General features: G+C 69.9%; 15 protein-coding genes and 1 tRNA gene. 12 read left to right on the forward strand and 4 right to left on the reverse strand.

The features are described 5' to 3' along the window. Nucleotides 1-130: 130 nt before the first annotated feature. The gene (locus tag ACIA6A_RS12945; RefSeq protein ID WP_396097738.1) at nucleotides 131-1561 is read right to left on the reverse strand and encodes an MFS transporter; all 1431 of its coding nucleotides are present in this window, start codon (nucleotides 1559-1561) and stop codon (nucleotides 131-133) included. 62 nt (nucleotides 1562-1623) lie between these two features. Between ACIA6A_RS12945 and ACIA6A_RS12950 the strand changes: the two genes are divergently transcribed. From ACIA6A_RS12950 to ACIA6A_RS12985, 8 genes are all read left to right on the forward strand, one after another. Beyond that, the gene (locus tag ACIA6A_RS12950) at nucleotides 1624-2208 is read left to right on the forward strand and encodes a TetR/AcrR family transcriptional regulator (protein WP_396097739.1); all 585 of its coding nucleotides are present in this window, start codon (nucleotides 1624-1626) and stop codon (nucleotides 2206-2208) included. Nucleotides 2209-2427: 219 nt separating this feature from the next. Continuing rightward, entirely contained in the window at nucleotides 2428-3606 is a 1179-nt protein-coding gene (locus tag ACIA6A_RS12955; protein WP_396097740.1) for an ROK family protein, read from the forward strand. Then, nucleotides 3603-5126: a sugar ABC transporter ATP-binding protein gene (locus ACIA6A_RS12960; RefSeq protein WP_396097741.1), complete on the forward strand. Its 1524-nt coding sequence runs from the start codon at nucleotides 3603-3605 to the stop codon at nucleotides 5124-5126. The genes ACIA6A_RS12955 and ACIA6A_RS12960 overlap by 4 nt, the downstream gene beginning before the upstream one ends. Then, nucleotides 5123-6196 carry an ABC transporter permease gene (locus ACIA6A_RS12965; protein WP_396097742.1) on the forward strand — a complete coding sequence of 358 codons (1074 nt, stop codon included), beginning with the start codon at nucleotides 5123-5125 and terminating at the stop codon, nucleotides 6194-6196. Before ACIA6A_RS12960 ends, ACIA6A_RS12965 begins: the two co-directional genes overlap by 4 nt. Before the next feature lie 59 nt (nucleotides 6197-6255). Beyond that, nucleotides 6256-7302, forward strand: a complete 1047-nt coding sequence (locus tag ACIA6A_RS12970) for a substrate-binding domain-containing protein (RefSeq protein ID WP_396097743.1) — start codon at nucleotides 6256-6258, stop codon at nucleotides 7300-7302. A 22-nt stretch (nucleotides 7303-7324) separates the two neighbouring features. Next, nucleotides 7325-8482, forward strand: coding sequence for a Gfo/Idh/MocA family protein (locus tag ACIA6A_RS12975; protein WP_396097744.1), 1158 nt, complete (start codon nucleotides 7325-7327; stop codon nucleotides 8480-8482). A 933-nt stretch (nucleotides 8483-9415) separates the two neighbouring features. After that, nucleotides 9416-10507 (forward strand): xylose isomerase, encoded by a 1092-nt coding sequence (locus ACIA6A_RS12980; RefSeq protein WP_396097746.1) that lies wholly within the window; start codon nucleotides 9416-9418, stop codon nucleotides 10505-10507. Between the two features lie 150 nt (nucleotides 10508-10657). Then, nucleotides 10658-11665, forward strand: coding sequence for a sugar phosphate isomerase/epimerase family protein (locus ACIA6A_RS12985; protein WP_396097747.1), 1008 nt, complete (start codon nucleotides 10658-10660; stop codon nucleotides 11663-11665). Between the two features lie 50 nt (nucleotides 11666-11715). Here ACIA6A_RS12985 and ACIA6A_RS12990 read toward each other — a convergent pair whose 3' ends face one another. Beyond that, on the reverse strand, nucleotides 11716-12033 hold the full coding sequence (locus ACIA6A_RS12990; RefSeq protein WP_396097748.1) for a hypothetical protein: 318 nt from the start codon (nucleotides 12031-12033) through the stop codon (nucleotides 11716-11718). Between the two features lie 207 nt (nucleotides 12034-12240). Between ACIA6A_RS12990 and ACIA6A_RS12995 the strand changes: the two genes are divergently transcribed. Beyond that, nucleotides 12241-12313, forward strand: a tRNA-Asn gene (locus tag ACIA6A_RS12995). Nucleotides 12314-12706: 393 nt separating this feature from the next. Here ACIA6A_RS12995 and ACIA6A_RS13000 read toward each other — a convergent pair. Continuing rightward, nucleotides 12707-13123: a type II toxin-antitoxin system VapC family toxin gene (locus ACIA6A_RS13000; RefSeq protein WP_396097749.1), complete on the reverse strand. Its 417-nt coding sequence runs from the start codon at nucleotides 13121-13123 to the stop codon at nucleotides 12707-12709. After that, nucleotides 13120-13356 (reverse strand): hypothetical protein, encoded by a 237-nt coding sequence (locus ACIA6A_RS13005; RefSeq protein ID WP_396097750.1) that lies wholly within the window; start codon nucleotides 13354-13356, stop codon nucleotides 13120-13122. Before ACIA6A_RS13005 ends, ACIA6A_RS13000 begins: the two co-directional genes overlap by 4 nt. 818 nt (nucleotides 13357-14174) lie before the next feature. Between ACIA6A_RS13005 and ACIA6A_RS13010 the strand changes: the two genes are divergently transcribed. From ACIA6A_RS13010 to ACIA6A_RS13020, 3 genes are all read left to right on the forward strand, one after another. Further along, nucleotides 14175-20435 carry a DNRLRE domain-containing protein gene (locus ACIA6A_RS13010; RefSeq protein WP_396097751.1) on the forward strand — a complete coding sequence of 2087 codons (6261 nt, stop codon included), beginning with the start codon at nucleotides 14175-14177 and terminating at the stop codon, nucleotides 20433-20435. Next, nucleotides 20432-20584, forward strand: a complete 153-nt coding sequence (locus ACIA6A_RS13015; RefSeq protein ID WP_396097752.1) for a hypothetical protein — start codon at nucleotides 20432-20434, stop codon at nucleotides 20582-20584. The genes ACIA6A_RS13010 and ACIA6A_RS13015 overlap by 4 nt, the downstream gene beginning before the upstream one ends. A 118-nt stretch (nucleotides 20585-20702) precedes the next feature. Continuing rightward, nucleotides 20703-21818: a flavin-containing monooxygenase gene (locus ACIA6A_RS13020; protein ID WP_396097753.1), complete on the forward strand. Its 1116-nt coding sequence runs from the start codon at nucleotides 20703-20705 to the stop codon at nucleotides 21816-21818. The last annotated feature ends 123 nt before the right edge of the window (nucleotides 21819-21941 follow it).

A 21941-nucleotide genomic window follows, 5' to 3' on the forward strand; every position in this document is an offset into this window, starting at 1 on the left:
AACCCTAACGTCTGCCACATAATCGGGGCCCCGCGCGCCGCCCCCCCCCCCCCCGCCGGGGCCCCCCCCCCCCCCCCCCGGCGGGGGGGGGGGCCCCCCCCCCCCCCCGCGTCGCTGTCGAAAGACCGGTTCAGACCTCGACCGGGGTGAGCTCCGGGAGAACGGCCGGCTCCGGGGCGACAGCGCGCCGGGCCGCCGGGACCAGCAGCGCGACCGCGAAAGCCGCCGCCCCCGCCGCAGCCAGGACCAGGAACGCCAGCGTGTAGCCGCGTTCGGCCGGGAGGCCCTGCGCACCGGGATGGCTGGTGACGATCGCGCTGACCACGGCCGTGCCGATGGACGCGCCGACCGTGCGGATGTTGGTGTTCATGCCGCTCGCCGTGCCGGTCTGGTGCGGCGGGACCGCCTGGACGATCAAGTTGATCAGCGAGGAGTACACCAGGCCCAGGCCGATGCCGAAGACCGCGCCGGCGACCGCGACCGCCCACTTCTCGTCGTGGTTGAGCGCGAAGGAGAGGCAGGCGAGCGTGCTGAGCCCGGCTCCCCAGAGCAGCTGGGCCTTGCTGCCGGCCCACCGGGTGAGGGGGCCGCTGAGCGAGCCGAACACCGCCATGGCCACCAGCATCGGCAGCATCAGCAGGCCGGCGCCGGTGATGTCGGCGCCGAAACCGTAGCCGGAGACCGCCGGCACCTGGACGAGCTGGGGCACGAACGCGAAGACGCCGAACATCGCGGCGCCGAAGAGCAGCGCGACCAGGTTGGTGGTCCAGACCGCGTGCAGCCGCATCATCCGCATGTCGATCAGGGGGTTGGCCGAGCGGACCTCGGCGGCGAACCAGGCGGCGAAGAAGACCACTGCCACAGCAAACAATCCGAGGGTACGACCGGAGCTCCAGCCCCACGCGGTCGCTTTGCTCAACGGGAGCAGCAGAGCGACGAGCCAGCCGGAGAGCAGCACGGCGGAGAGCCAGTTGACCCGTCCAGGGGTGCGCACGGGCGAGGCCGGCACGACGCGCCAGGCCAGGATGCCGACGCCGATGACCACGACCATGGGGATCCAGAACAACCAGCGCCAGTCGAGGGCGCCCACGATCGGGCCGGCCAGCACGATGCCGAACCCGCTGCCGGTGGCGATGACGGCGGCGAGGACACCGACCGCCGAGGTGACCCGGGCGGGCGGGAACTCGTCGCGGATGATGCCGAACGAGACGGGGAAGACGGCGGCGCCGAGACCCTGGACGACGCGGGCGGTGATGAGCACGCCGACGTTCGGCGCGAGTGCGGCGAGCAGGCAGCCGACGGCGATCGCGGCGAGCGCGACCAGCAGCGTGCGGTCCTTGCCGAGCATGTCGCTGATCCGGCCCATCAGCGGGGTGGCGACCGACGCCGAGAGCAGCCAGGCGGTGAGGACCCAGGTCACGGTGCCCGGGGTGGTGTGCAGGTCCTGCTGGATCGTCGGCAGCACCGGCGTGACCAGCGACTGCATCAACGAGAAGGCGGCGGCGGCCGCCGCGAGCACCGCGAACGTGGCCCGCGGTGAGCGATGATAAAGTCGAGGCATGCCTCCACATTAGCGGAGGTGTGCCTCCGGTTAGCAAGGGGCGGGAGTGTGAGGTGGATAACGTGACCGAGCCAACGGTGTCGGCGAGGGTGCGGGTGGCCGCTACGGTTCGCCGTCCGCAGCGGGCTGACGCGCGCCGAAACTTCGACGCTCTGCTTGTCGCCGCGCGGGAAGCTTTTGCCGAGGGGGGCACCGAGGCTTCGCTGGAGGACATCGCGAAGCGCGCCGGCGTCGGGATCGGGACGCTCTACCGCAACTTCCCCACGCGCAAGGACCTCTTCGAGAGTGTCTACGTGGAGGAGATCAACCAGCTGGGCGACGTGGCCGAGGCCGTGGCGACACTGCCGCCGTGGGAGGCGCTGACCGCCTGGCTGCAGCGTTTTGTGGAGTATGTCGTCACCAAGCGGGCCATCATCGAGGCGCTCAACCGCGAGTCGGAGATGTTCCGGTCCTGCCGTGCGGCGATGTACGCGGCCGGCGAACCGCTCATGGCGCGGGCGCAGGAGGCCGGTGAGGTGCGCGCGGATGTCGCGTTCGACGACGTGCTGCGCCTGGTCTCCGGCCTGACCTCGGCGGCCTTTGTGGACGATGGCCAGCGGGACCGGGTGCTGGCCCTGGCCCTGGACGGCCTGCGCACGAAGCGATAGCGGCCCGCTCGCAAAGCGATAGCCGCCTGCGTACGAAGCGATAGCCGCCGGTGCGCGGAGCGATAGCCGCCTGCGTACGGAGCGATAGGACACTTTTGCCTCTCAAGACAAAAGTTGGCGGGGATCATCGAGAAGGTATGGACTAGTGAGGCGGAAGGGACCTAGTGTGACGGGCGTGACACCGTTCCGTTTCGGCGGTGTGAACGGCCGGAGGTACCCGTGCATGTCGTCGACGCCCCCCACCATCGTCTGCTCCGTCTGCTGCGGGACGAGGGTCCGATCTCGCGTGCCGAGCTCGGTGACCGCCTCGGTCTGACCCGCCCGCGACTGCTCGCCGAGGTCGAACGACTCGTCGCCGGCGGCTACATCGCCGAGGCCGGGATGGCCGCCTCGCGGGGCGGCCGACGCTCCACTTTGGTCGAGTTGAACCCCCGGCTGCGGTTCGCCGCCGTCGACCTCGGCGCGAGTTCCATCGACATCGAGGTGACCAACGGGCGGTTGGAGCCCGTCGCCGCGTACCGGGAAAGCACCGACATCCGGTCCGGGCCGAAAGCGATCCTGCACCGGATCAACGAACTGCTGGCGAAAGCGCGCACCGACGGCGCGTACGAGAAGTTGGACGCGGTGGGGATCGGCGTGCCCGGCCCGGTCAGTTTCCGTGACGGTGTCCCGGTCTCGCCGCCGATCATGCCCGGCTGGGACCGTTATCCGCTGCGCGAGCTGCTGACCCGCGAGCACGGCTGCCCGGCGGTCGTGGACAACGACGTCAACATCATGGCGATCGGGGAGCGGCACGGCGGGGTCGCCCACTCGGTGGACGACTTCCTCTTCGTGAAGATAGGTACGGGCATCGGCTGCGGTATCCACCTCGGCGGCGATGTGTACCGGGGGGTGGACGGCTGCGCCGGCGACATCGGGCACATCCAGGTCGATCCGCAGGGGCCGATGTGTTCGTGCGGCAACGCCGGTTGCCTGGAAGCGCTGTTCAGCGGCGCCGCCCTGGCCCGCGACGCGCTCGCCGCGGCCCGCAGCGGGGAGTCCCCGGCCCTGGCCGAACGCCTCGCCGCCAACAAGGCCCTCGGCGCCCGCGACGTGGCCGAGGGGGCCGCGGAGGGGGACGTGACCTGCATCCGGTTGATCCGCGACGGCGGTCGCCGGGTCGGCGCGGTGCTCGCCACGCTGGTCAGCTTCTCGAACCCGTCGATGATCGTCATCGGGGGCGGGCTCGCCCAGCTGGGTCACATCCTGCTCGCGGAGATCCGCAGCATCGTCTACCGGCGTTCGTTACCGCTGGCGACCGGCAACCTGCCCGTGGTCCTCAGTGAACTCGGCGCGCGGGCCGGTGTCACCGGTGCCGCCGTGCTGGCCAGCGACACCGCGTTCGAGCAGGCATCATGACCGAGCCCACGGTTGTTCTGCAGCTCAGCGGCGTCGCCAAGACGTTCCCCGGCGTACGGGCACTGGACGGTGTCGAGCTCGAGGTCCGCGAGGGCGAGGTGCACTGCCTGCTGGGCCAGAACGGCGCCGGCAAGTCCACGTTGATCAAGGTGCTGGCCGGGGTGCACCAGGCCGACGAGGGCACCATCATGTGGCAGGGCGAGCCGTTCGCGCCGGCCAGCCCCCAGGCCGCGATGCGGGCCGGGATCGCCACCATCTACCAGGAGCTCGACCTCGTCGACGACCTGTCGGTGGCGGAGAACGCGTTCCTCGGTCACGAGAGCAGCCGCGCGGGTTTTCTGCGACGACGCGGGACCGCCGCCCGTACCCGCGAGATCCTGGCCCGGCTCGGGCACCCGCAGATCCCGCCGCGCCGCCTGGTCCGGTCGCTACCGGCCGCGGGCAAGCAGATCGTCAGCATGGCGCGGGCGCTGTCGCACGACGCGAAGCTGATCGTGATGGACGAGCCCAGCGCGGTGCTCGCGCACGACGAGGTGGAGAACCTGTTCCGGATCATCCGGGAGCTGACCTCGCACGGCATCGCGGTCATCTACATCTCGCACCGGATGGAGGAGATCCGCGACATCGGCGACCGGGTCACCGTCCTCAAGGACGGCCGCACCACCGCGGCGAACCTGCCCGCCCGCGACACCCCGACGCGCGAACTCGTCAGCCGGATGACCGGGCGCACCATCGAGTACGTCTTCCCGCCCCGCGTCGCAGCGACCTCCCAACCTGAGCCGTTGTTGCAGGTGGAGGGCCTGAGCCGGGCGGGTGAGTTCGAGGATGCCGCGCTGACCGTGCGGGCGGGGGAGATCGTCGGCATCGCCGGGCTGGTCGGCTCGGGGCGCTCAGAGCTGCTCGAGACGATCTTCGGGGCGCGGCGGGCGGACCGCGGCACCGTCACCCTGAACGGCAAGCGGATCAGCTCGATCGGTGCCGCGGTCAGAGCCGGCATCGGCATGGCGCCCGAGGAACGCAAGAGCCAGGCGCTGCTGCTCGACGAGCCGATCTACCGCAACATGACGCTCTCGTCGTTCTCCGGCTATGCCCGGGGCGGATTCACCGACACCGGCAAGGAACGCGCGGCGGCCCTGAAGACGGCCGACCAGCTGGAACTGCGTCCCCGCAACGTGGACCGGGCGGTGCGCACGCTGTCCGGCGGCAACCAGCAGAAGGTGGTGGTCGGCCGCTGGCTGCTGGGCGGCACGAAGCTGTTGCTGCTCGACGAACCGACCCGGGGCGTGGACGTCGGCGCCCGGGCCGAGTTGTACCAGGTCATCCAGGATCTCGCGGCGGGCGGCGTGGGTGTGCTGCTGGTGTCCAGCGAGGTCCCCGAGGTGCTCGGCCTCGCCGACCGGGTGCTGGTCATGCGCGAGGGCCGGTTGATCCACGAAGCACCGGCGGGGGAGATCGACGAAGCCACGGTTCTGGACCTCGTGATGGCGGGGTCCCTCATGGAAGGGGAGGCTCAGCTATGACGGATCAGAGCACCAGACCGAAGCACGTCGACTCCCCGCAGCCGGCGCCGAACACCGCGACACCGTGGTGGCAGGCAACGTGGTGGAGGGGCGACGCGGCCGACCCGGTCCGCCGCAACCTCGGGCTGGTCGGCGTCCTGGTGATCCTGGTGATCATCGGTGCGGTCACCCGCCCGGAGCTGTACGGCGACGCGAACTGGGTCACCAACAACATCTGGACGATCCTGCAGCAGGCCTCCGCGATCGGGGTCGTCACCGTCGGCATGACGTTCGTGATCATCGGCGGCGGCATCGACCTGTCGGTGGGCGCGATCATCGCGGTGGCCGGTGTCTGGTCCACCACGCTCGCCACCCAGAGCTACGGCACGTTCGGGATGATCTTCACCGCCCTGCTGGTCGGGGTCGTGGTGGGACTCATCAACGGGGTGCTCATCTCGTACGGCAGGCTGGTGCCCTTCATCGCCACCCTGGCCATGATGGTGGCCGCGCGCGGTCTCGCCGCGCAGATCTCCGGCAAGCAGACCCAGGTCTCGGCGGACAGCACGATCAACGGCATCGCCAGCACCAAGATCCTCGGGGTGCCGATGCTGGTGATCATCCTGGCCCTGGTCGTGGCCGCCGGATGGGTCCTGCTCAACCGCACCACGTTCGGCCGGCGCACGGTCGCCGTCGGCGGCAACCCCGAGGCGGCCCGGCTCGCCGGCATCAACGTGCGGCTGCACACCGTGCTGCTGTACGCGCTCTCCGGCCTCTGCTGCGGCATCGCGGCGATCATGCTCACCTCACAGGCGACCAGCGCCCAGGCCGCGATGGCGAACCTCTACGAACTCGACGCGATCGCCGCCGCGATCATCGGGGGCACCCTGCTCAGCGGTGGCCGCGGCACCATCATCGGCGCCCTGTTCGGGGTGCTCGTCTTCTCCACCATCACCAACCTGTTCGCGATCAACAACCTCTCCACCGAGGTCCAGAACATGGTCAAGGGCGGCATCATCGTCGCGGCCGTGCTCCTGCAGCAGTTCCGCTACCGCTCTCTCACCCAGCTCCTCGGACGCAAGTCCAGCTCCTGATCTTGTTGAAAAAGTCAGGCGACCCCATGGGCCGCCTGGTCGACCCTGGGAGAAATACGATGAACGATCTGTCCCGTCGTCGCATCCTCTTCGGCGGCGCCGCCGTCGGCGCCGGTGCCCTGCTCACCGCCTGCACCAGCAACGCCCCCACCGAGAACACCCAGATCAACACCAACAAGGACACCGAGGCCAACCCGAACGCCGCCTCCGGCGAGAAGGTCGTCATCGGCTTCTCCGCACCGGGCGCCGACCACGGCTGGGTCGCCGCGATCACCAACAACGCCAAGGCGCAGGCCGCCGCGTACTCCGACGTGGAGTTCCGCAGCGTCGAGGCCGGGACCGACGCCGCCGCCCAGCGCGCCGCGCTCTCCACCCTGATCGCCCAGAAGCCCACCGTCATCGTGCTGCTGCCACACGACGGCAAGGAGCTCAACGCGGTCGGCCTGGAAGCCATGCGGGCCGGCATCCCGGTGATCAACCTGGACCGGGCGTTCCCGGACCGTGGTGCCTACCGGCTGCAGATCAAGGGTGACAACTTCGGTATGGGCCTGGCCGCCGGCACCTACATCGGCGAGCAGCTCAAGGCCAAGAACATCACCAACCCGATCATCGGCGAGATCCCCGGCATCGACTCGCTGGAGCTGACCCAGGAACGCTCGGCCGGCTTCAACGAGGCGCTCGGCGTGTACGGCTTCAAGGTCGCCAACCGCCGCCCGGCCGAGTTCACCGCCGACACCGGGCAGCGCGCCGCGACCGAGCTGCTGCAGGCCCTGCCGAAACTCGACGCGCTCTGGAACCACGACGACGACCAGGGCATCGGCGTGCTCGCCGCGGCCAACCAGGCGGGCCGCAAGGAATTCATCATGGTCGGCGGCGCCGGGTCGAAGCAGGCCATCGACCAGATCATCGCGGACACCAGCGTGCTCAAGGCGACGGTCACGTACAGCCCGTCGATGGCCTCGTCCGCGATCTCCCTCGCCCGGCTCATCGGCCAGGGCAAGGGCATGTCGGACCTGGTTGAGCTGGAGGTCCCCAAGGAGATCACCCTCGCCTCCGAGACGATCACCAAGGAGAACGCAGCTCAGTACGCCAAGCTCGGTTTCTGACGCTCACCGAACGGAGATCACGATGGGGCAGCTGAGAGTCGGCATGGTCGGCCATGCGTTCATGGGCGCCGCGCACTCACAGGCCTGGCGGACCGTCAACCATGCGTTCGACCTGCCGCTGTCGGCACGGATGTCGGTGGTGGCCGGCCGCGACGACCAGCGGGCCGCCACGGCGGCCGCCAAGCTGGGCTGGGAGTCGCACGCCACCGACTGGCGCGATGTCGTCGCCCGCGACGACATCGACCTGATCGACATCTGCACCCCCGGCGACACCCACGCGGAGATAGCCATCGCCGCACTGGCCGCCGGCAAACACGTCCTCTGCGAGAAACCGCTGGCCAACACCGTAGCCGAGGCCCGCGACATGGCCGCGGCGGCCGCGGCGGCGCAGAGCCGGGGCATCCGCTCGATGTGCGCGTTCAACTACCGCCGGGTCCCGGCCGTCGAACTCATGCGCCGGCTGGTGGCGGCCGGCCGGATCGGCACGGTCCGGCACATCCGCGCGGTCTACCTGCAAGATTGGATCGTCGACCCGGAATTCCCCCTGGTCTGGCGGCTCCGCAAGGACGTGGCCGGCTCGGGCGCGCTGGGCGACATCGGCGCGCACATCGTCGATCTCACCCAGTTCATCACCGGCACCCACATCACCGCGGTCACCGCGCTCACCGAGACGTTCGTCCGGGAAAGACCCCTGCTGAACGGATCCAAGACCTCCGGCGAGGTGACGGTCGACGATGCGGCGCTGTTCCTGGCCCGCCTCGACGGGGGAGCGGTGGCGACATACGAGGCGACCCGTTTCGCGACCGGCCGCAAGAACGGCCTGCGCGTCGAACTCAACGGCTCCCTCGGCTCGGTCGCGTTCGACTTCGAGCGCATGAACGAACTCGAGTTCTACGACGGCGCGCTGCCCAGCACCGAACAGGGCTTCAGCCGCATCCTGGTCACCGAACCGGACCATCCCTACCTGTCGGCCTGGTGGCCGCCGGGCCACCCCATCGGCTACGAACACTCCTTCACCCACGAGGTCCGAGACCTCATCGCGGCAATCGCGGCCGGCGAGGACCCGGCCCCGTCCTTCGCCGACGCCCTCCAGGTCCAACTGGTCCTGGACGCGGTCGAACGCTCAGCGGCCTCCGCAGCCTGGGTCCAGGTCGAACCCCAACTGGCCGCGGCCGTCTGACCCGCGGCCGTTTGTTACGCGGCCGTTCGTTACGCGGCCGTTCGTTCCGCTTCCGCTTGCTGCCGCGAGGGCCGGCCGGGTTGCGCCCCGGGCCGGCAGGCAGCAGGCGGGACGGTGGTCCGGCGCCGACCGTCAGGGTTCCCGGTCGGCGCCGGTCCGCCATTTCATCGGTACGACCGACGAAAGCTCCCGTGGCACCAGGCCCGGCCACTGCCGTCCCGGCCCCATCACGCCCGCATCCGGGCAGACCGCCCACGAGACCATCACCCCGCCGTCACCCCGTCCCGGCCTGCCCCGTCCCGGCCTGCCCCGTCCCGGCCTGCCCCGTCCCGGCCTGCCCCGTCCCGGCCTGCCCCGTCCCGGCCTGCCCCGTGCCGGGTCCACGTGCCGCCGGCTCGGCCTCATTTGTCGGCTGCAGCGCGGTCCTGGACGGCCCTCTTCCCGCGGCCGGGTGGTCCTTCGCGGGCGCTTCCCATCGCTGCGGGCACGTTCGGGCACCCCCGGTGACCCCTGCGGGCAAATGCAGTGTGCATTCGCATGGGGACCATTCGCACGTGTGACTGTCCCGTGCATGTCCGAGTATGCATATAGTGCATTGAGAACGCTCTCAGGGTATCTTCATCGGACTGTCAGGCACCCGATGGTCGCCCTGGTCACACCACTCAGGACCATCGGACTACATGAATGTAATTCCCCTTTATGGATCATGTTCGCAGAGGTCAGGACGTCGCACGGCCAGTACGCCCGCTGATCCGGTGGGCGGCCGAGGCTCGTATCCAAGGGCAGGCAACCCATGGATGGAGGCGTCATGGCATCCCGTCGGTCCGCCACGGCGGCAGCGGTGATCCGCGGCCAACTAGTCCATACTGGACGCAGCACGAACCGATGCACGTGCGAATGCACCGGTGACGCCCCGCTCCAGGAGGGATTCTGATGCGTCTGCGCCACCATTCGGGCCGGGTCGTCCATCTGAGTCACGGCACTGACCTGCGCCCCGCCCGGGACCTTCCGGCTGTCGTCGAGCAACTCGACGCCTACGCCGGTCAGGTCCGGGCACACCTGTCCGAGGCCCGCCTCGACGTGGACTCCATCGGGGTGAGCCTCTGGCTGCCACCCACCCTCGCCGCCGCCCTCGCCATCGACGGGCGCGCCCGCACCCGGCTTCGTGCCGAACTCGACGCCCGCGGGCTCGAGGTTGTCACGTTGAGCGGAGTGCCCTACGCCGAGGGCGGCGACGAGGGCTCCGATCTGCCCGACTGGAGCAGCCCGGCCCGCCTGGAGTACACGCTCGACCTCGCGCGGATCCTGGTCGATCTGCTCCCCGACGACGCGGTCCGCGGCGCGCTCACCACGATCGGCCTGGGCAAGCGCGACGGCTGGGACCAGGCCAAGGAGAAGGCCTGCTCGCGGGTGCTGGGCCGGCTCTCCGGCGGGCTCGCCGAGGTGGCCTGGCAGACCGGCCGTGCGGTACGGGTCGGCTTCCAGCCCGCCCCGGGATACGTACTCGACGGATCGGCCTCGGCTGCCGCGGCGTTCTCCCGGCTCGACAAGGACCGGCTCGGGGTCAGCCTCGACCTGGCCAACCTCGCCTGCACCTGGGAGGACCCGGTCGCCTACCTGGAGCGGCTCAAGGGCGCCGGCATCCCGGTGATCAGGGTCCAGGTGGCCGCCGCGCTGCAGGCCACGCAACCGGCCGCCGCCGCCGGGGTGCTGCGGTCCTACGTCGACGAGGCGCACCCGCAACCGGTCACCACTCCCGACGACGGCTATGTCGAGGACCTCGGTGACGCGCTGCGCGACCTTCCGCCGGGGCCGTGGCGGATCCGTCATCGCGTACCGCTGCACACCGATCCGCCCGCTCCGCTGACGGCGACCACCGAGATCTGGCGTACGGCGGTCCGGCATCTGATGAACGCGGTCCTGCCCGGCACCGAATATCTCGACATCGAGTCGCAGGGCGTCGTCGAGCTTGCCGAGCTCGGTCTTTCTCCCCCGGTTCTTGCTGACAGCAGGGTCCGCACCTAGAGTTCGAGGTGGTGCTCCCGCGAACGGCGGGCCCGGCCGGGAGGCGCAGACCCGGCCCGGCCGCGACGCCGTCACGGGCCTGCCGCCGCCGGCTCCTCGCGCCGGCCCCGGAACCCCCTTCGTCACCACGCGAACAGGGGAAACAAGATCATGGCGCGACCCATCACGCTCTTCACCGGCCAGTGGGCGGACCTGCCGTTCGAGGAGGTCTGCCGGCTCGCCTCCGAGTGGGGCTACGACGGCCTCGAGATCGCCTGCTGGGGTGACCACTTCGAGGTCGACCGGGCGCTCGCCGAGGACGATTACATCGACCGCAAGCGCGCGGTGCTGGAGAAGCACAACCTCAAGGTGTACGCGATCTCCAACCACCTGGTCGGCCAGGCGGTGTGCGACCACCCGATCGACGAACGCCACCAGGACATTCTCCCGGCTGTGATCTGGGGTGACGGTGACCCGGCGGGCGTCCGCGAACGCGCCGCCGAGCGGATGAAGGACACCGCCCGGGCCGCGGCCAAACTGGGGGTGAAGACGGTCGTCGGCTTCACCGGCTCGTCGATCTGGCACACGGTCGCGATGTTCCCGCCGGTGCCGCCGGCCATGATCGAACGGGGATACCAGGACTTCGCCGACCGGTGGAACCCCATCCTCGACGTCTTCGACGAGGTCGGCGTCCGTTTCGCCCACGAGGTCCACCCCAGCGAGATCGCGTACGACTACTGGACCACCCGCCGCACCCTCGACGCGATCGGCCACCGCCCGGCGTTCGGGCTGAACTGGGACCCGTCGCACTTCGTCTGGCAGGACCTCGACCCGGTCAACTTCATCCTCGAGTTCCAGGACCGGATCTACCACGTCGACTGCAAGGACGCGAAAGTCCGTACCGGCGACGGCCGCCGCGGCCGGATGGCCTCCCACCTGCCCTGGGCCGATCTGCGCCGGGGCTGGGACTTCGTCTCCACCGGGCACGGCGACGTGCCCTGGGAGGACTGCTTCCGGGCCCTGAACGTGATCGGCTACACCGGCCCGCTGTCCATCGAATGGGAGGACGCCGGCATGGACCGCCTGGTCGGTGCCCCCGAAGCCCTGGCCTTCGTCCGCAACCTGGCCTTCGACGCCCCCACCGCGGCCTTCGACGCGGCTTTCTCCTCCGGCGCCTGAACGCGCAATGGCCCGGCCCACGAGGTGGGCCGGGCCATGGGAACTGCGTCTTAGTACGTGGTGCCGGTGCTGTTCGAGCCCACGCCCGAGGCGGAGAAGTCGTTGGTCGTGGTGCTGGTCGTCGTCGAACGCGTCGTGCTGGCCGAGTGCAGCTTCTCACCGAGCTTGGACTGGTTCAGCTTGTCCTTGCCCTCGGTGTACAGCTTGTTGGCCTGCGCCTGGGCGACACCAGCGGCCTCCTGGACCGTCGGGTGCTCCCACACCTTCTTGGCGTTGGCCGAGATCTCTTCGTACTTCTCCCGGCCGGCACGGCTGCCCAGGACGAAGCCCGCCGCGAGACCCGTGATGAACATGAGCTTTCCGCGCATGGCGGCTCCTTCCACTAGTCGACGCTTCTGCGTCTGACCACCCCATACCCATCCTGACGCCCGATCATTCGCCCAACCCGACTTTCCTCCCCCGGGGGCCCGTCCCGGGTGTGTCGGCCCCCTCCCGAGCGGGGAGGGCGGTCGGTCATGTATTGTTTCTTCCGTCGCCACGACAACCCGCGCGAGCGGGATGTCAGACACGTTCGATCCCCTGTAGCTCAATTGGCAGAGCAGCCGGCTGTTAACCGGCAGGTTACTGGTTCGAGTCCAGTCGGGGGAGCTTTTACGCAGGTCAGGGCCCACTCCAGTGGGCCCTTTCTTGGTTCTGAGGGTCAAGCCATGACTTACCGCCAATCGCCTCGGTGGCCGGTCGCGCCCTGCGTGCGGTCGCGCAGCCTCTCATGGAGTCTGCCGAAGCCGTGATCCAGTGGTGGAACCGGCTCGGTGGCCGAGCCGCGCATCGACCGGCAAAAGCGACCCGCAGGTTTTCCGAAGCCCAGTCGCTCACGCTCGTCCGCGAGGCCTTCGAGCATTGCGTCAAGACCAAGAATCCCCGCCCTTGCCCCGGAATGCCCGAAAACCTGCTCCGGCGCAGGATCGGGGAAAGTCAGCTGGAAGCTTGATGGCGACCCTTCCATCAACGCCGAGCCACAGTTCGAACCGGCGACCGGCCTCAGGCGGTGGGCATGTCCACGGAGAGGCCAGCTGCTGACGCCGCTTCGGCGAGCCGTTTGTCGTAGGTCACGAACGAGGTCAGTCGTTGCTGATCGCGCAGCCGTAGTGCCGTGGCCAGGTGGATGGCGTCAAGGCTGCGTACGGTGGGTGGGGTGACGGTCTGAGCGAGGATGCGAATTCCGGAGTCGATCTCGACGCGGACGATGAGGTCGAGCAGCGCGTGGAATTGATTGATAACTGCGGGCATGTCGGCTGGCCCCGTGGACCGGACCAGTGCCCGGTAGGTCTCGATCTCCACGAGGCTGGAGCTGACCCACTCGATGGTGGAGCGTTTGTCGAGGAAGTCGCGGAGGGCGGGAGAATCGGCTTCGGCATGGACGAGCTTGACCGCGGCAGCTGAATCCAGGTAGATCAACGGATGTGGCCTTCGCGCTCGCGCGCAATGTCGTCGGCAAGGTTGGTTCCGTCCGGCGCTGGCATGGGCTGGCGCAGGAAGGCGCGCTTCATCTCGGTAAGGCGCTCACGACGTACCGCCGCCTCCAGGAGGGCTTGACGGACCGCCTCCGAGCGATTGGTGCCGTCTCGGGTCAATACGTCCAAGGCGTGCTCGGTATCCGTATCGGTGCGGATCGTAACGGTGTCAGCCATGCGCCAAGTGTAAGACGTATCGTAAGACGCAGCAACGCGTCGGCTTCGGTTGCTTGCTGCCCCCGGCTTGTCGCCGCTGTCTCGCTCGTCGCATCAAGGCGCGTACGCCATCTGTCGCTGTGCGCGACTTGAGGCAGTCCGGGGCTGATCGACCTGTCGGGGGTGTCGTTCGTCCGGGTGCCGCCTGCGATCCGCCGGCCGACTGTTTTCGACCAGTCGCATCGATCGTGATTTTTGCGCTGGGAAGGCTCGCCTCCGGCTGACGCGGGTGGAGATCCGGACCCGGGCCGTATCCCGGCAGGTGCAACCGGGCGGGTCGTCGTCGTTGCGGCCGGAACGGCCGGCTTTGCGGTCAATGGCGTTCTGTGCGAACAAAAGCCGTTGCGCACTGTGGACCGCGGAGGCGGCTTCGGGCGTCCGTCCGGACACCGTGGAGTCGTCCCGTCGGGCCGTGACGCACCGTCAGATATGGGCTCTCCCGTGCCCTCGAAACCCCGTGGTGGCGGCCGCTCGAACCGGGCTCTATCGGTGTGGATCTACCGGTATCCGATCGCGTCCGACTTAAAACGATCATGTTGGGTCGGTTTATGTGTGTGGTGCATCAATCAGGTAACGACACGCTTCAGTGACCTTGACCGATGTGTGGGCGGAGAGCGACCTTGTGCCGTCGCGATCACGACGTGGTGACGCTGACACTTTCCGTCACTTCAGGTCGTACGGGGGAACTCATGTCCCAGCCTTCCGATGAGGATTGCCCAGCCTCATCGCTCTTCAAACCGCCGTCGGCGCACCGCGCCCGGCGCCGCACGTCGATCCTCATGGCATCCCTGCTGTTCAGCCCGTTCGCCGTGGCCTCGCCCGCCCGGGCCGAGGCTCCGGTCACCGCTGAGCAGGCCGCTCCCGGTGCGGACGCCGCCGAGCGTCCGGACAAGGTGTCGGCGTTCCTGGCGGCGCGGGCCACCGGTCACGACATCCTGGTGACGGGGGAGACGTCGGCGACCTCGCTGACGTACGCGCAGCCCAACGGCTCCCTGCGGTCCGAGGTCTCGGCGGTCCCGGTCCGGGTCCGGCGCGGTGACGGGACTTGGGCGGATGTCGACTACGACCTGGAGAAGGTCGCCGGCGGGTACGCGCCGAAGGCCTCGCCCGCCGACGTGGTGTTCTCGGCCGGCGGCGACGGTCCGGCGGTGACGCTGGACAACGGTGCCCGTGGCGTGGACCTGTCCTGGACCACGTCGTTGCCGGCGCCCACGGTCGCCGGGAACACCGCTGTCTACCAGCTCACCGACAACGAGCAGCTGGTGCTGACGGCGACCTCCGACGGCTTCGAGCAGTCGCTGAAGCTGTTGTCGCGGCCCACGAGCGCGCCGAAGCTGCGGCTGGGCTTCGACACCACGGGCATGACGATGGTGGCGAACGGCACCGACGGCTACGACTTCGTCCGGACCGACGCCGGCAAGGCCACCTCGACGGTGCTGTACACGATGCCGACGCCGCAGATGTACTCCTCGCTGGTGGTCAACGAGGAGCACACGCAGATCCGCCGGGTCCCGGTGACGCTGACCACCGACGACGACGGCACCCGGTACGCCGACCTGAGCGCGGGACTGGCGTTCCTGAACGACCCCGCGACGGTGTATCCGGTGTGGATCGACCCGGCGGTGTCCTCGGTGTCACGCTACGGCGACACCTATGTGACCGAGGCCGACGCGGACTCGCACGTCTCCGACAGCGACCTGCGCATGGGGGTGTCCGCAGCGGGCAACATCCGCCGGTCGCTGGTGCGGTTCAACACCACCAGCAGTGTCCCGGCGGGCGCGCACGTCACCTCCGCGGCGCTCAAGCTGTGGACCAACTACTCCGGTACGTGCACCGCGCGCTCGATGTCCGTGTACCCGGTCACCGAGAGCTACACGATGACCAGCGCCACCTGGGCGAACCAGCCCACGTACTCGACGTCGGCCTCCTACAGTGCGTCGTCGTCGTTCGCGTACGGCAACGAGGACCTGGGCTGTGCCAACGGCACGGGGTCGATCCCGGTGACGAACATGGTGCAGGCGTGGGTCGCGGGCAAGCTCACCGACTACGGCATGCTGCTCAAGGCCGGCAGCGAGACCGACACGACGTACACCAAGTATTTCTGCTCGATGAATCTCGACACGACCGCGGCGACCAGCTGCACGGTCGCGGCGCATTACCCCACGATGTCGGTGGTCTACAACACCTACCCGGGTACGCCGGCCGGTGTCACGTTCTCGCCGAAGGTGGCCGGCACCACCAGCGACAGCAACACCGGTGGCGCGCGGATCTTCTCGACGTCGCTGACCCCGACGTTCTCGGCGAAGTTGTCCAACGCCGACGGCGGCAAGGTCGCGTTGCAGGTCAAGCTGTCGCGTGACGTCAACAACACCGCCGAGGGCACCGGTGAGATCACCACCGTCACCTCGGCGGCGATCACCCCCGGCTCCACGGCGAAGGTCACCGTGCCCGCCGGGGTGCTCAGCAACAACACCCACGTGATGTACCAGAGCCGGGCGCGGGTCACCAACGGTGCGGGCGGCTACGACTACTCGGCCTGGACACCGGCGGCGCTGTCGGCCACCACGGCCACGAAGTTCCAGCTCAACACCGACGTTCCCGCCGCGCCCGCGATCACCTGCGGTGGGTACCCGGCCGGCACCTGGACCGCGCAGGCCGCGGCCACCACCTCGTGCTCGCTCGACACCACCGCGGCCGACGGCGCCGGCTACTACTGGGGTCTGGACGACCCTTCAACGCCGACCCTGGCCAACGACGCCGGCAACACCGGTGCCGCCGTCGCGGTGTCCACGATCGCGAGCACCCCGGGCTGGCACACGCTGTACGCCCGGAGCCGCGACACCGCGCTGCACCTGTCCACCGCGGCCACCACGTACGCGTTCGGTGTCGGCGCGGGTGGCGTGCTGAGCCCCGCCGCCGGTGCCTCCACCGCCAAGGCCGTGGCCCTGACCGCGTCGGCCGGCCTTACCTACACCGGTGTCACCTACCAGTGGGCCCCCGGCGCCACGTCGGCCACCTGGACCGATCTGCCCCCGGCCGACGTCACCCCGGCCGGGTCGCCGACCCCGATCGGGTCGTGGCCACTGACCGGTACGACCTCCGGTTCCCAGGTCACCTTCACCGGCTTCAACTGGAACGTCGCCGCGACGCTGGCCGCGGCCGGTGAACCGGACGGCGCCCTGCGGGTCCGGGCGAAGTTCACCACCGCGTCCGGCGCCGCCGGGTACTCCGCGGAGCGTTCCTTCGCCCTCGCGGTGACGACCTTCGGTGAGAATGCCGCCACCAGCGACCTCGGCCCCGGCACGGTGTCGCTGACCACGGGTGACTTCCAGGTCTCGGCGGGGGACTCCTCGGTCGGCGGGCTCAGCGTCGGCCGTACCGCGACGAGCCTGGTCCCGGCCGCCTCCTCCACCGGTGCGTCCGGTGTCTTCGGTGCGGGCTGGCGCGCGTCCCTGCCGGGCGCCGACGCGGGCGCCGGAGACGCCACGTTGCTCGACAACTCCGCGTCCGGATCGCTGACGCTGCAGCACGCCGACGGCACCGAGGCCGTGTACGTGAAGCAGACCGCCGGCGTGTACTCCGGCAAGTACCTCGGGGTCGGCGCCGCGAACGACGGCGGCGTGCTGGCCAGGTCCACGACGATCGTCAACCCGGCCGATCCCGCCGACACCACGTCGTACACCGGCTGGCAGCTGACCGGTTCCGACGGCACGGTCACCACGTGGACCAGGACGACCGCCGGCGCGTGGGTGGTCGCCTGGGTCGACGAGCCGGGCAAGGAGGCCGAGACCGCGTACGCCCGCGACGGCAACGGCCGGGTGACGACGATCCTCGCTCCCACCCCGGCGGGCGTCACGTGCACGACCAGTTCGTTCAGCACGGCCGGCTGCAGTGCGCTGCGCCTCACGTACGCCACCGCCACCACGGCGACCGGCACCGAGGAAGCGGGCTGGGGCGCGTACACCGGCCTGGTGTCGGCGATCTCCTGGACCGGCTACGACCCCGCGTCCGCCGCGATGGTCACCAAGCAGGTCGCGGCCTACCTCTACGACTCGACGGGACACCTGCGCGCCGCGTGGGACCCGCGCGTCGCCACCGCGCTGAAGACCCGCTACAGCTACGACCAGGCCGGGCGCATCGCCACCATCACGCCCCCGGGGCTCAACGCGTGGACGCTGGCGTACGACAACCGCGGCCGGCTCTCCGGCGTGTCCCGCACCGACCCGGCGAACGGCGTCGCCACCCGGGCGGTCGCCTACGACCTGCCGGTCTCCGGTGCCGTGGGTGCCCCGGACGTGTCCGGTGCCACCGCGGCCGGCTGGGGGCAGACCACCGACCTGGCGTACACGGGTGCGGGTGTCTTCCCGGCCTCGCACGTGCCGTCCGTCAACCCGGCGACCGGGGCCTACGCGCCGGCCGCGGCTGACTGGCCGTACGCGTCGGTGAGTTACGCCGACGTCGACGGTCATGTCGTCGACACCGCCGGCTACGGCGCCGGGGCGTGGCAGATCGACGCCGTCCGCTACAACGTCGACGGCGACGAGATCTGGTCCCTCAGCGCCGGCAACCGGGCCCAGGCACTCAGCCCGACAGCCGACACCGACCCGTACGTGGCGTCGCAGAACTCCTCGGCGGCCCGTGCCGATCTGCTGGCCACCATCAGCACCTACAGCGAGGACGGGGTGGACCTGACCACCACGCTCGGGTCCGCGCACCCCGCGCAGCTCGCCGGTGGGGACGTGGCGTCCGTCCGGGTCAGGACCGCCTTCACGTACGACACGGGAGCGCCCACCACCGACCAGTACCACCTGGTCACCAAGACCGTGACGAGCCCCGTCGCACTGGACGGAACCGTCACGACCGCCGCGGACACCAGGACGACGGTGACCGGCTACAACCCGATCGACGGCTCCTCGGCGACGGGCAACACCTCCGGCTGGGTGCTGCACACACCCACTACGGAGACCACGTGGCTGGGCATGGCCGCCTCGACGGCCGACCTCACCAACCAGACGCGGTACGACGCCGCCGGGCGCGTCGTGGAGTCCCGTCTGCCGGGTGGCGCGGCCACCGACGCCAACACCACCGTCACCACCTACTACACGAGCGCGGCGAACGCGACCTACCCGGCATGCGGCGCCAAGCCGTACTGGACGGGCATGGTGTGCCGCACCGACCCCGGCGGCGCGCCCTCGGCCGGATTCCCGGTGCCGGCGAAGGCCTACACCTACAACCTGTACGGCCAGCCGCTCACCGTCACCGAGACGTCGGGCACGGTCGTCCGCACCACCACCACGGGCTATGACGCGCCGGGACGCGTCACCGGGACCAGCATCGGCGTCGCCGGGCTGCCCACGTCCACCGCTGTCGCCGCCACCGGCCGCACCTACGACGTCGCGACCGGGCTGCCGGCCACGACGACCCAGGGATCCGCGGTGCTGACCAACACCTACGACGCCCTCGGCCGGGCGGTCTCGTACACGGATGCCGACGGCGGCGTGACCACCTACACCTACGATGTCGACGGCCGCACCATCCGGTTCGCGGACGTCCGGACGACCACCTACACGTACGACTCCGGCACCGAGCACCGTGGTCTGCTGCTCGCGATGAGCGCCGGGATGGACACCGGGCCCTCGGTCTTCACCGCCGCCTACGACGCGGGCGGCAGGATGACCGGCCAGGCGTACCCGAACGGGATGACGGCCGCCTACACGTACGACAACACCGGTCAGCCGACCGGCCTGGCGTACCAGCTACCGGCGGTCACCGGTGCCGCCGCGGGCACGGTCGAGTTCTCCACGGTCGCCAACCCCGGTGGGCAGACGGTGCACGCCCAGTCGCCGCTGTCGGCCCAGGACTACACGTACGACAATGCCAACCGGCTCACCCAGGTGCAGGACACCACCGACGGTGCCTGTGTCACGCGGCGCTACGGGTTCGACAAGCAGTCCGACCGTACGTCGCTGGCCAGTTATGCGGCGACCGCCGAGGGCGACTGCCAGAGCACCACGGCCACCAGCACGGTCACCAGCGGTTACGACACGGCGAACCGCATCACCACGGCCGGCTACACCTACGACCGGCTCGGGCGCACGCTCACCACCCCCGCCACGGACCTGGCGTCGGGCAGCGCCGCGCTGACGGTCGCGTACCAGGACACCGACCTGCCGGTCAGCATGACGCAGGGCACGGCGGCGAAGACCTTCACCGTCGACCCGGCCCGGCGTTACCGCCAGGTCCTGGACACCACATCGGGTACGGAGACCCGGCGGACCACCAACCACTACGCCAACGACTCCGACTCCCCGTCGTGGATCTCGGTCTCCAGCGACGCCGGTGCCACCGCCGCGTGGTCCCGCAACATCATCGGCATCGACGGCAAGCTCGCCGCGGTGCACTCCTCCGACGGCACTTCCACCCTGGAGCTCACGAACCTGCACGGTGATGTCGTCGCGACCGTCCCCAACCACGTCCCCACCGCCGCGGACCCCGCGGGTGCCAGCACCTCCGCCTATTTCGAATCCACGGAGTACGGCATCGCCCGCGACGCCACCTCGACCGGTCGCTACAACTGGCTGGGCGGGGCACAGCGGTCCACCGACGCCGTCGCGTCCCTGATCCTCATGGGCGCCCGGCTCTACAACCCGGCCAGCGGCAGGTTCCTGACGGTCGACTCGATCGCCGGGGGCAACCAGAACGCCTACGAATACCCCAGCGACCCGATCAACTCCTTCGACGTGACCGGCCTGAAGCGGCACGGTGGCTTCAAGCGGCACTGGTGGGGCATCAGCCTGTACCTCACGGAATGGGCCACCAACCGGCTGATGCGCGGGCTCGCGGCCGGGTCCGGCATCGCCTGGGTGGCCGCCGAGCTCACGTCCTGGACGGGAATCGGTGGGCTGACCGGCGGGGCCATCGCGGCGCTCATGGCCGCCATGGGCGGCGCGATCTGGGCGTGTGACTGGCACGACCGAGGCGTAGGTTTCCACTACACCTATCCCTGGTACGGAGGAGGCTTCTGGTGCTGGCCCCGATGAGCCGTAACCTCCGGGCCGTGGCCCTCGTCTGCGGCGTGGCGGGCGTGACGCTGGCGATCTGGGCGCTGTTCGGCGGTCCGTCGTTCGTTCCCGGCCTGTTCCTGATCCTTCTCGCCGGGGGCCTGGGAGCGATGTCACGCGGTAGGTGACACCTGTTCTCCTGATGCTGCTGGGCCGGGCCGCTCGAAAGCGCCCGGCCCAGCATGCTCGGCCCGAAACGCGCCGGCTCCGTGGTTTTTTGATCCACTGTCGAGCACACTGCTCGGCATGGGACAGGTGATGGTGCTCGGGGGCGGGGCCGCCGGGCTCGCGGTGGCGGCTCAGCTCAAGGCCAAGGGTGTGGAATGCGTCGTTCTCGAGCGGGGGCCCGGGGTTGGCGCGAGCTGGCGGGGGCGGTACGACCGGCTCAAGCTGCACACCACCCGCGGCCTGTCCGGGCTGCCTGGATTCCCCATCCCGCGGGAGTACGGCCGGTGGGTCAGGCGGGACGACCTGGTTCGGTACCTGGAGTCGTACGCGGATCGCTTTGATCTCGAGGTGCGGACCGGGGTGACCGTCAAGCGGGTCAAGGCGGCCGATGGCGGGTGGTCGGTGCAGCTCGCGGACGGGTCCGAGGAGCCGGCGCCGACGGTGGTCGTCGCCACCGGCTATCTGCACACGCCGGTGGTGCCGGCGTGGCCCGGGCTGGAGTCGTGGACGGGGGAGCTGATCCACTCGGCGCAGTATCGCGACGCCGGGCCGTTCCGGTGCAAGGATGTGTTGGTCGTGGGGCCGGGCAACAGCGGGGCCGAGATCGCTTCCGACCTGGCCGAGGGCGGTGCGAAAAAAGTGCGACTCGCAGTTCGCACTCCGCCGCACATCGTGCGCCGGCAGACCGCGGGGTGGCCCGCTCAGATGAACGGTGTCGCGCTGGGGTGGTTGCCGGAGCCCGTTTTCAACACGGTGGCCGCCGCGATGGCGCGGTTGGAGATTCCGGACCTGCGGCCGTACGGGATGGGGCGTCCGGTGGAAGGGTTGAAGACCCGGTTGCGGACCCAGCGGTACGTGCCTCTGCAGGATGTCGGCATCGTCCGGGACGTGGTGGCCCGGCGGGTGCTCCCGGTCGCCGCGGTGGAGAGCTTCACCGCTACGTCGGTGCTGCTGGCGGACGGTTCCAGCGTGCAGCCGGACGCGGTCATCGCGGCCACCGGGTACGCGACCGGGCTGCGTGAGCTGTTCGAGGACCCGTCGCTGTTCGACGGGACCGGGGTGCCGCGGGTGCACGGGGGTGCGCCGGCCCGGCCGGGCCTGTTCTTCCTGGGGTACGACGTCACGCTGGGCGGGATGCTGCGGCAGGTGGCGATCGAATCGCGGCGCGTGGCTCGTACCGTGTCTGCTCGGTAACAGAAAGTTTTTCCGGTCCGGCGGCAGCGGGGGCGGTGGGCCATCGCGTTCAAGGGGAGGAGTTGCACCTCGACACGCAAGGAGTTCCCTCGATGGCATCGCACCGTAGGCGGAGTCGCATCA

This window comes from Actinoplanes sp. NPDC051494 (assembly GCF_044454705.1).
Classification (GTDB): domain Bacteria; phylum Actinomycetota; class Actinomycetes; order Mycobacteriales; family Micromonosporaceae; genus Actinoplanes.

Excerpts from the sequence above, each read along its gene's own strand:
- ACIA6A_RS12945 (WP_396097738.1), bottom strand. The coding sequence starts at position 1,561 with ATGCCTCGACTTTATCATCGCTCACCGCGGGCCACGTTCGCGGTGCTC.
- ACIA6A_RS12960 (WP_396097741.1), top strand. The coding sequence starts at position 3,603 with ATGACCGAGCCCACGGTTGTTCTGCAGCTCAGCGGCGTCGCCAAGACG.
- ACIA6A_RS12965 (WP_396097742.1), top strand. The coding sequence starts at position 5,123 with ATGACGGATCAGAGCACCAGACCGAAGCACGTCGACTCCCCGCAGCCG.
- ACIA6A_RS12970 (WP_396097743.1), top strand. The coding sequence starts at position 6,256 with ATGAACGATCTGTCCCGTCGTCGCATCCTCTTCGGCGGCGCCGCCGTC.
- ACIA6A_RS12975 (WP_396097744.1), top strand. The coding sequence starts at position 7,325 with ATGGGGCAGCTGAGAGTCGGCATGGTCGGCCATGCGTTCATGGGCGCC.
- ACIA6A_RS12980 (WP_396097746.1), top strand. The coding sequence starts at position 9,416 with ATGCGTCTGCGCCACCATTCGGGCCGGGTCGTCCATCTGAGTCACGGC.
- ACIA6A_RS12985 (WP_396097747.1), top strand. The coding sequence starts at position 10,658 with ATGGCGCGACCCATCACGCTCTTCACCGGCCAGTGGGCGGACCTGCCG.
- ACIA6A_RS12990 (WP_396097748.1), bottom strand. The coding sequence starts at position 12,033 with ATGCGCGGAAAGCTCATGTTCATCACGGGTCTCGCGGCGGGCTTCGTC.
- ACIA6A_RS13005 (WP_396097750.1), bottom strand. The coding sequence starts at position 13,356 with ATGGCTGACACCGTTACGATCCGCACCGATACGGATACCGAGCACGCC.
- ACIA6A_RS13010 (WP_396097751.1), top strand. The coding sequence starts at position 14,175 with ATGGCATCCCTGCTGTTCAGCCCGTTCGCCGTGGCCTCGCCCGCCCGG.
- ACIA6A_RS13015 (WP_396097752.1), top strand. The coding sequence starts at position 20,432 with ATGAGCCGTAACCTCCGGGCCGTGGCCCTCGTCTGCGGCGTGGCGGGC.
- ACIA6A_RS13020 (WP_396097753.1), top strand. The coding sequence starts at position 20,703 with ATGGGACAGGTGATGGTGCTCGGGGGCGGGGCCGCCGGGCTCGCGGTG.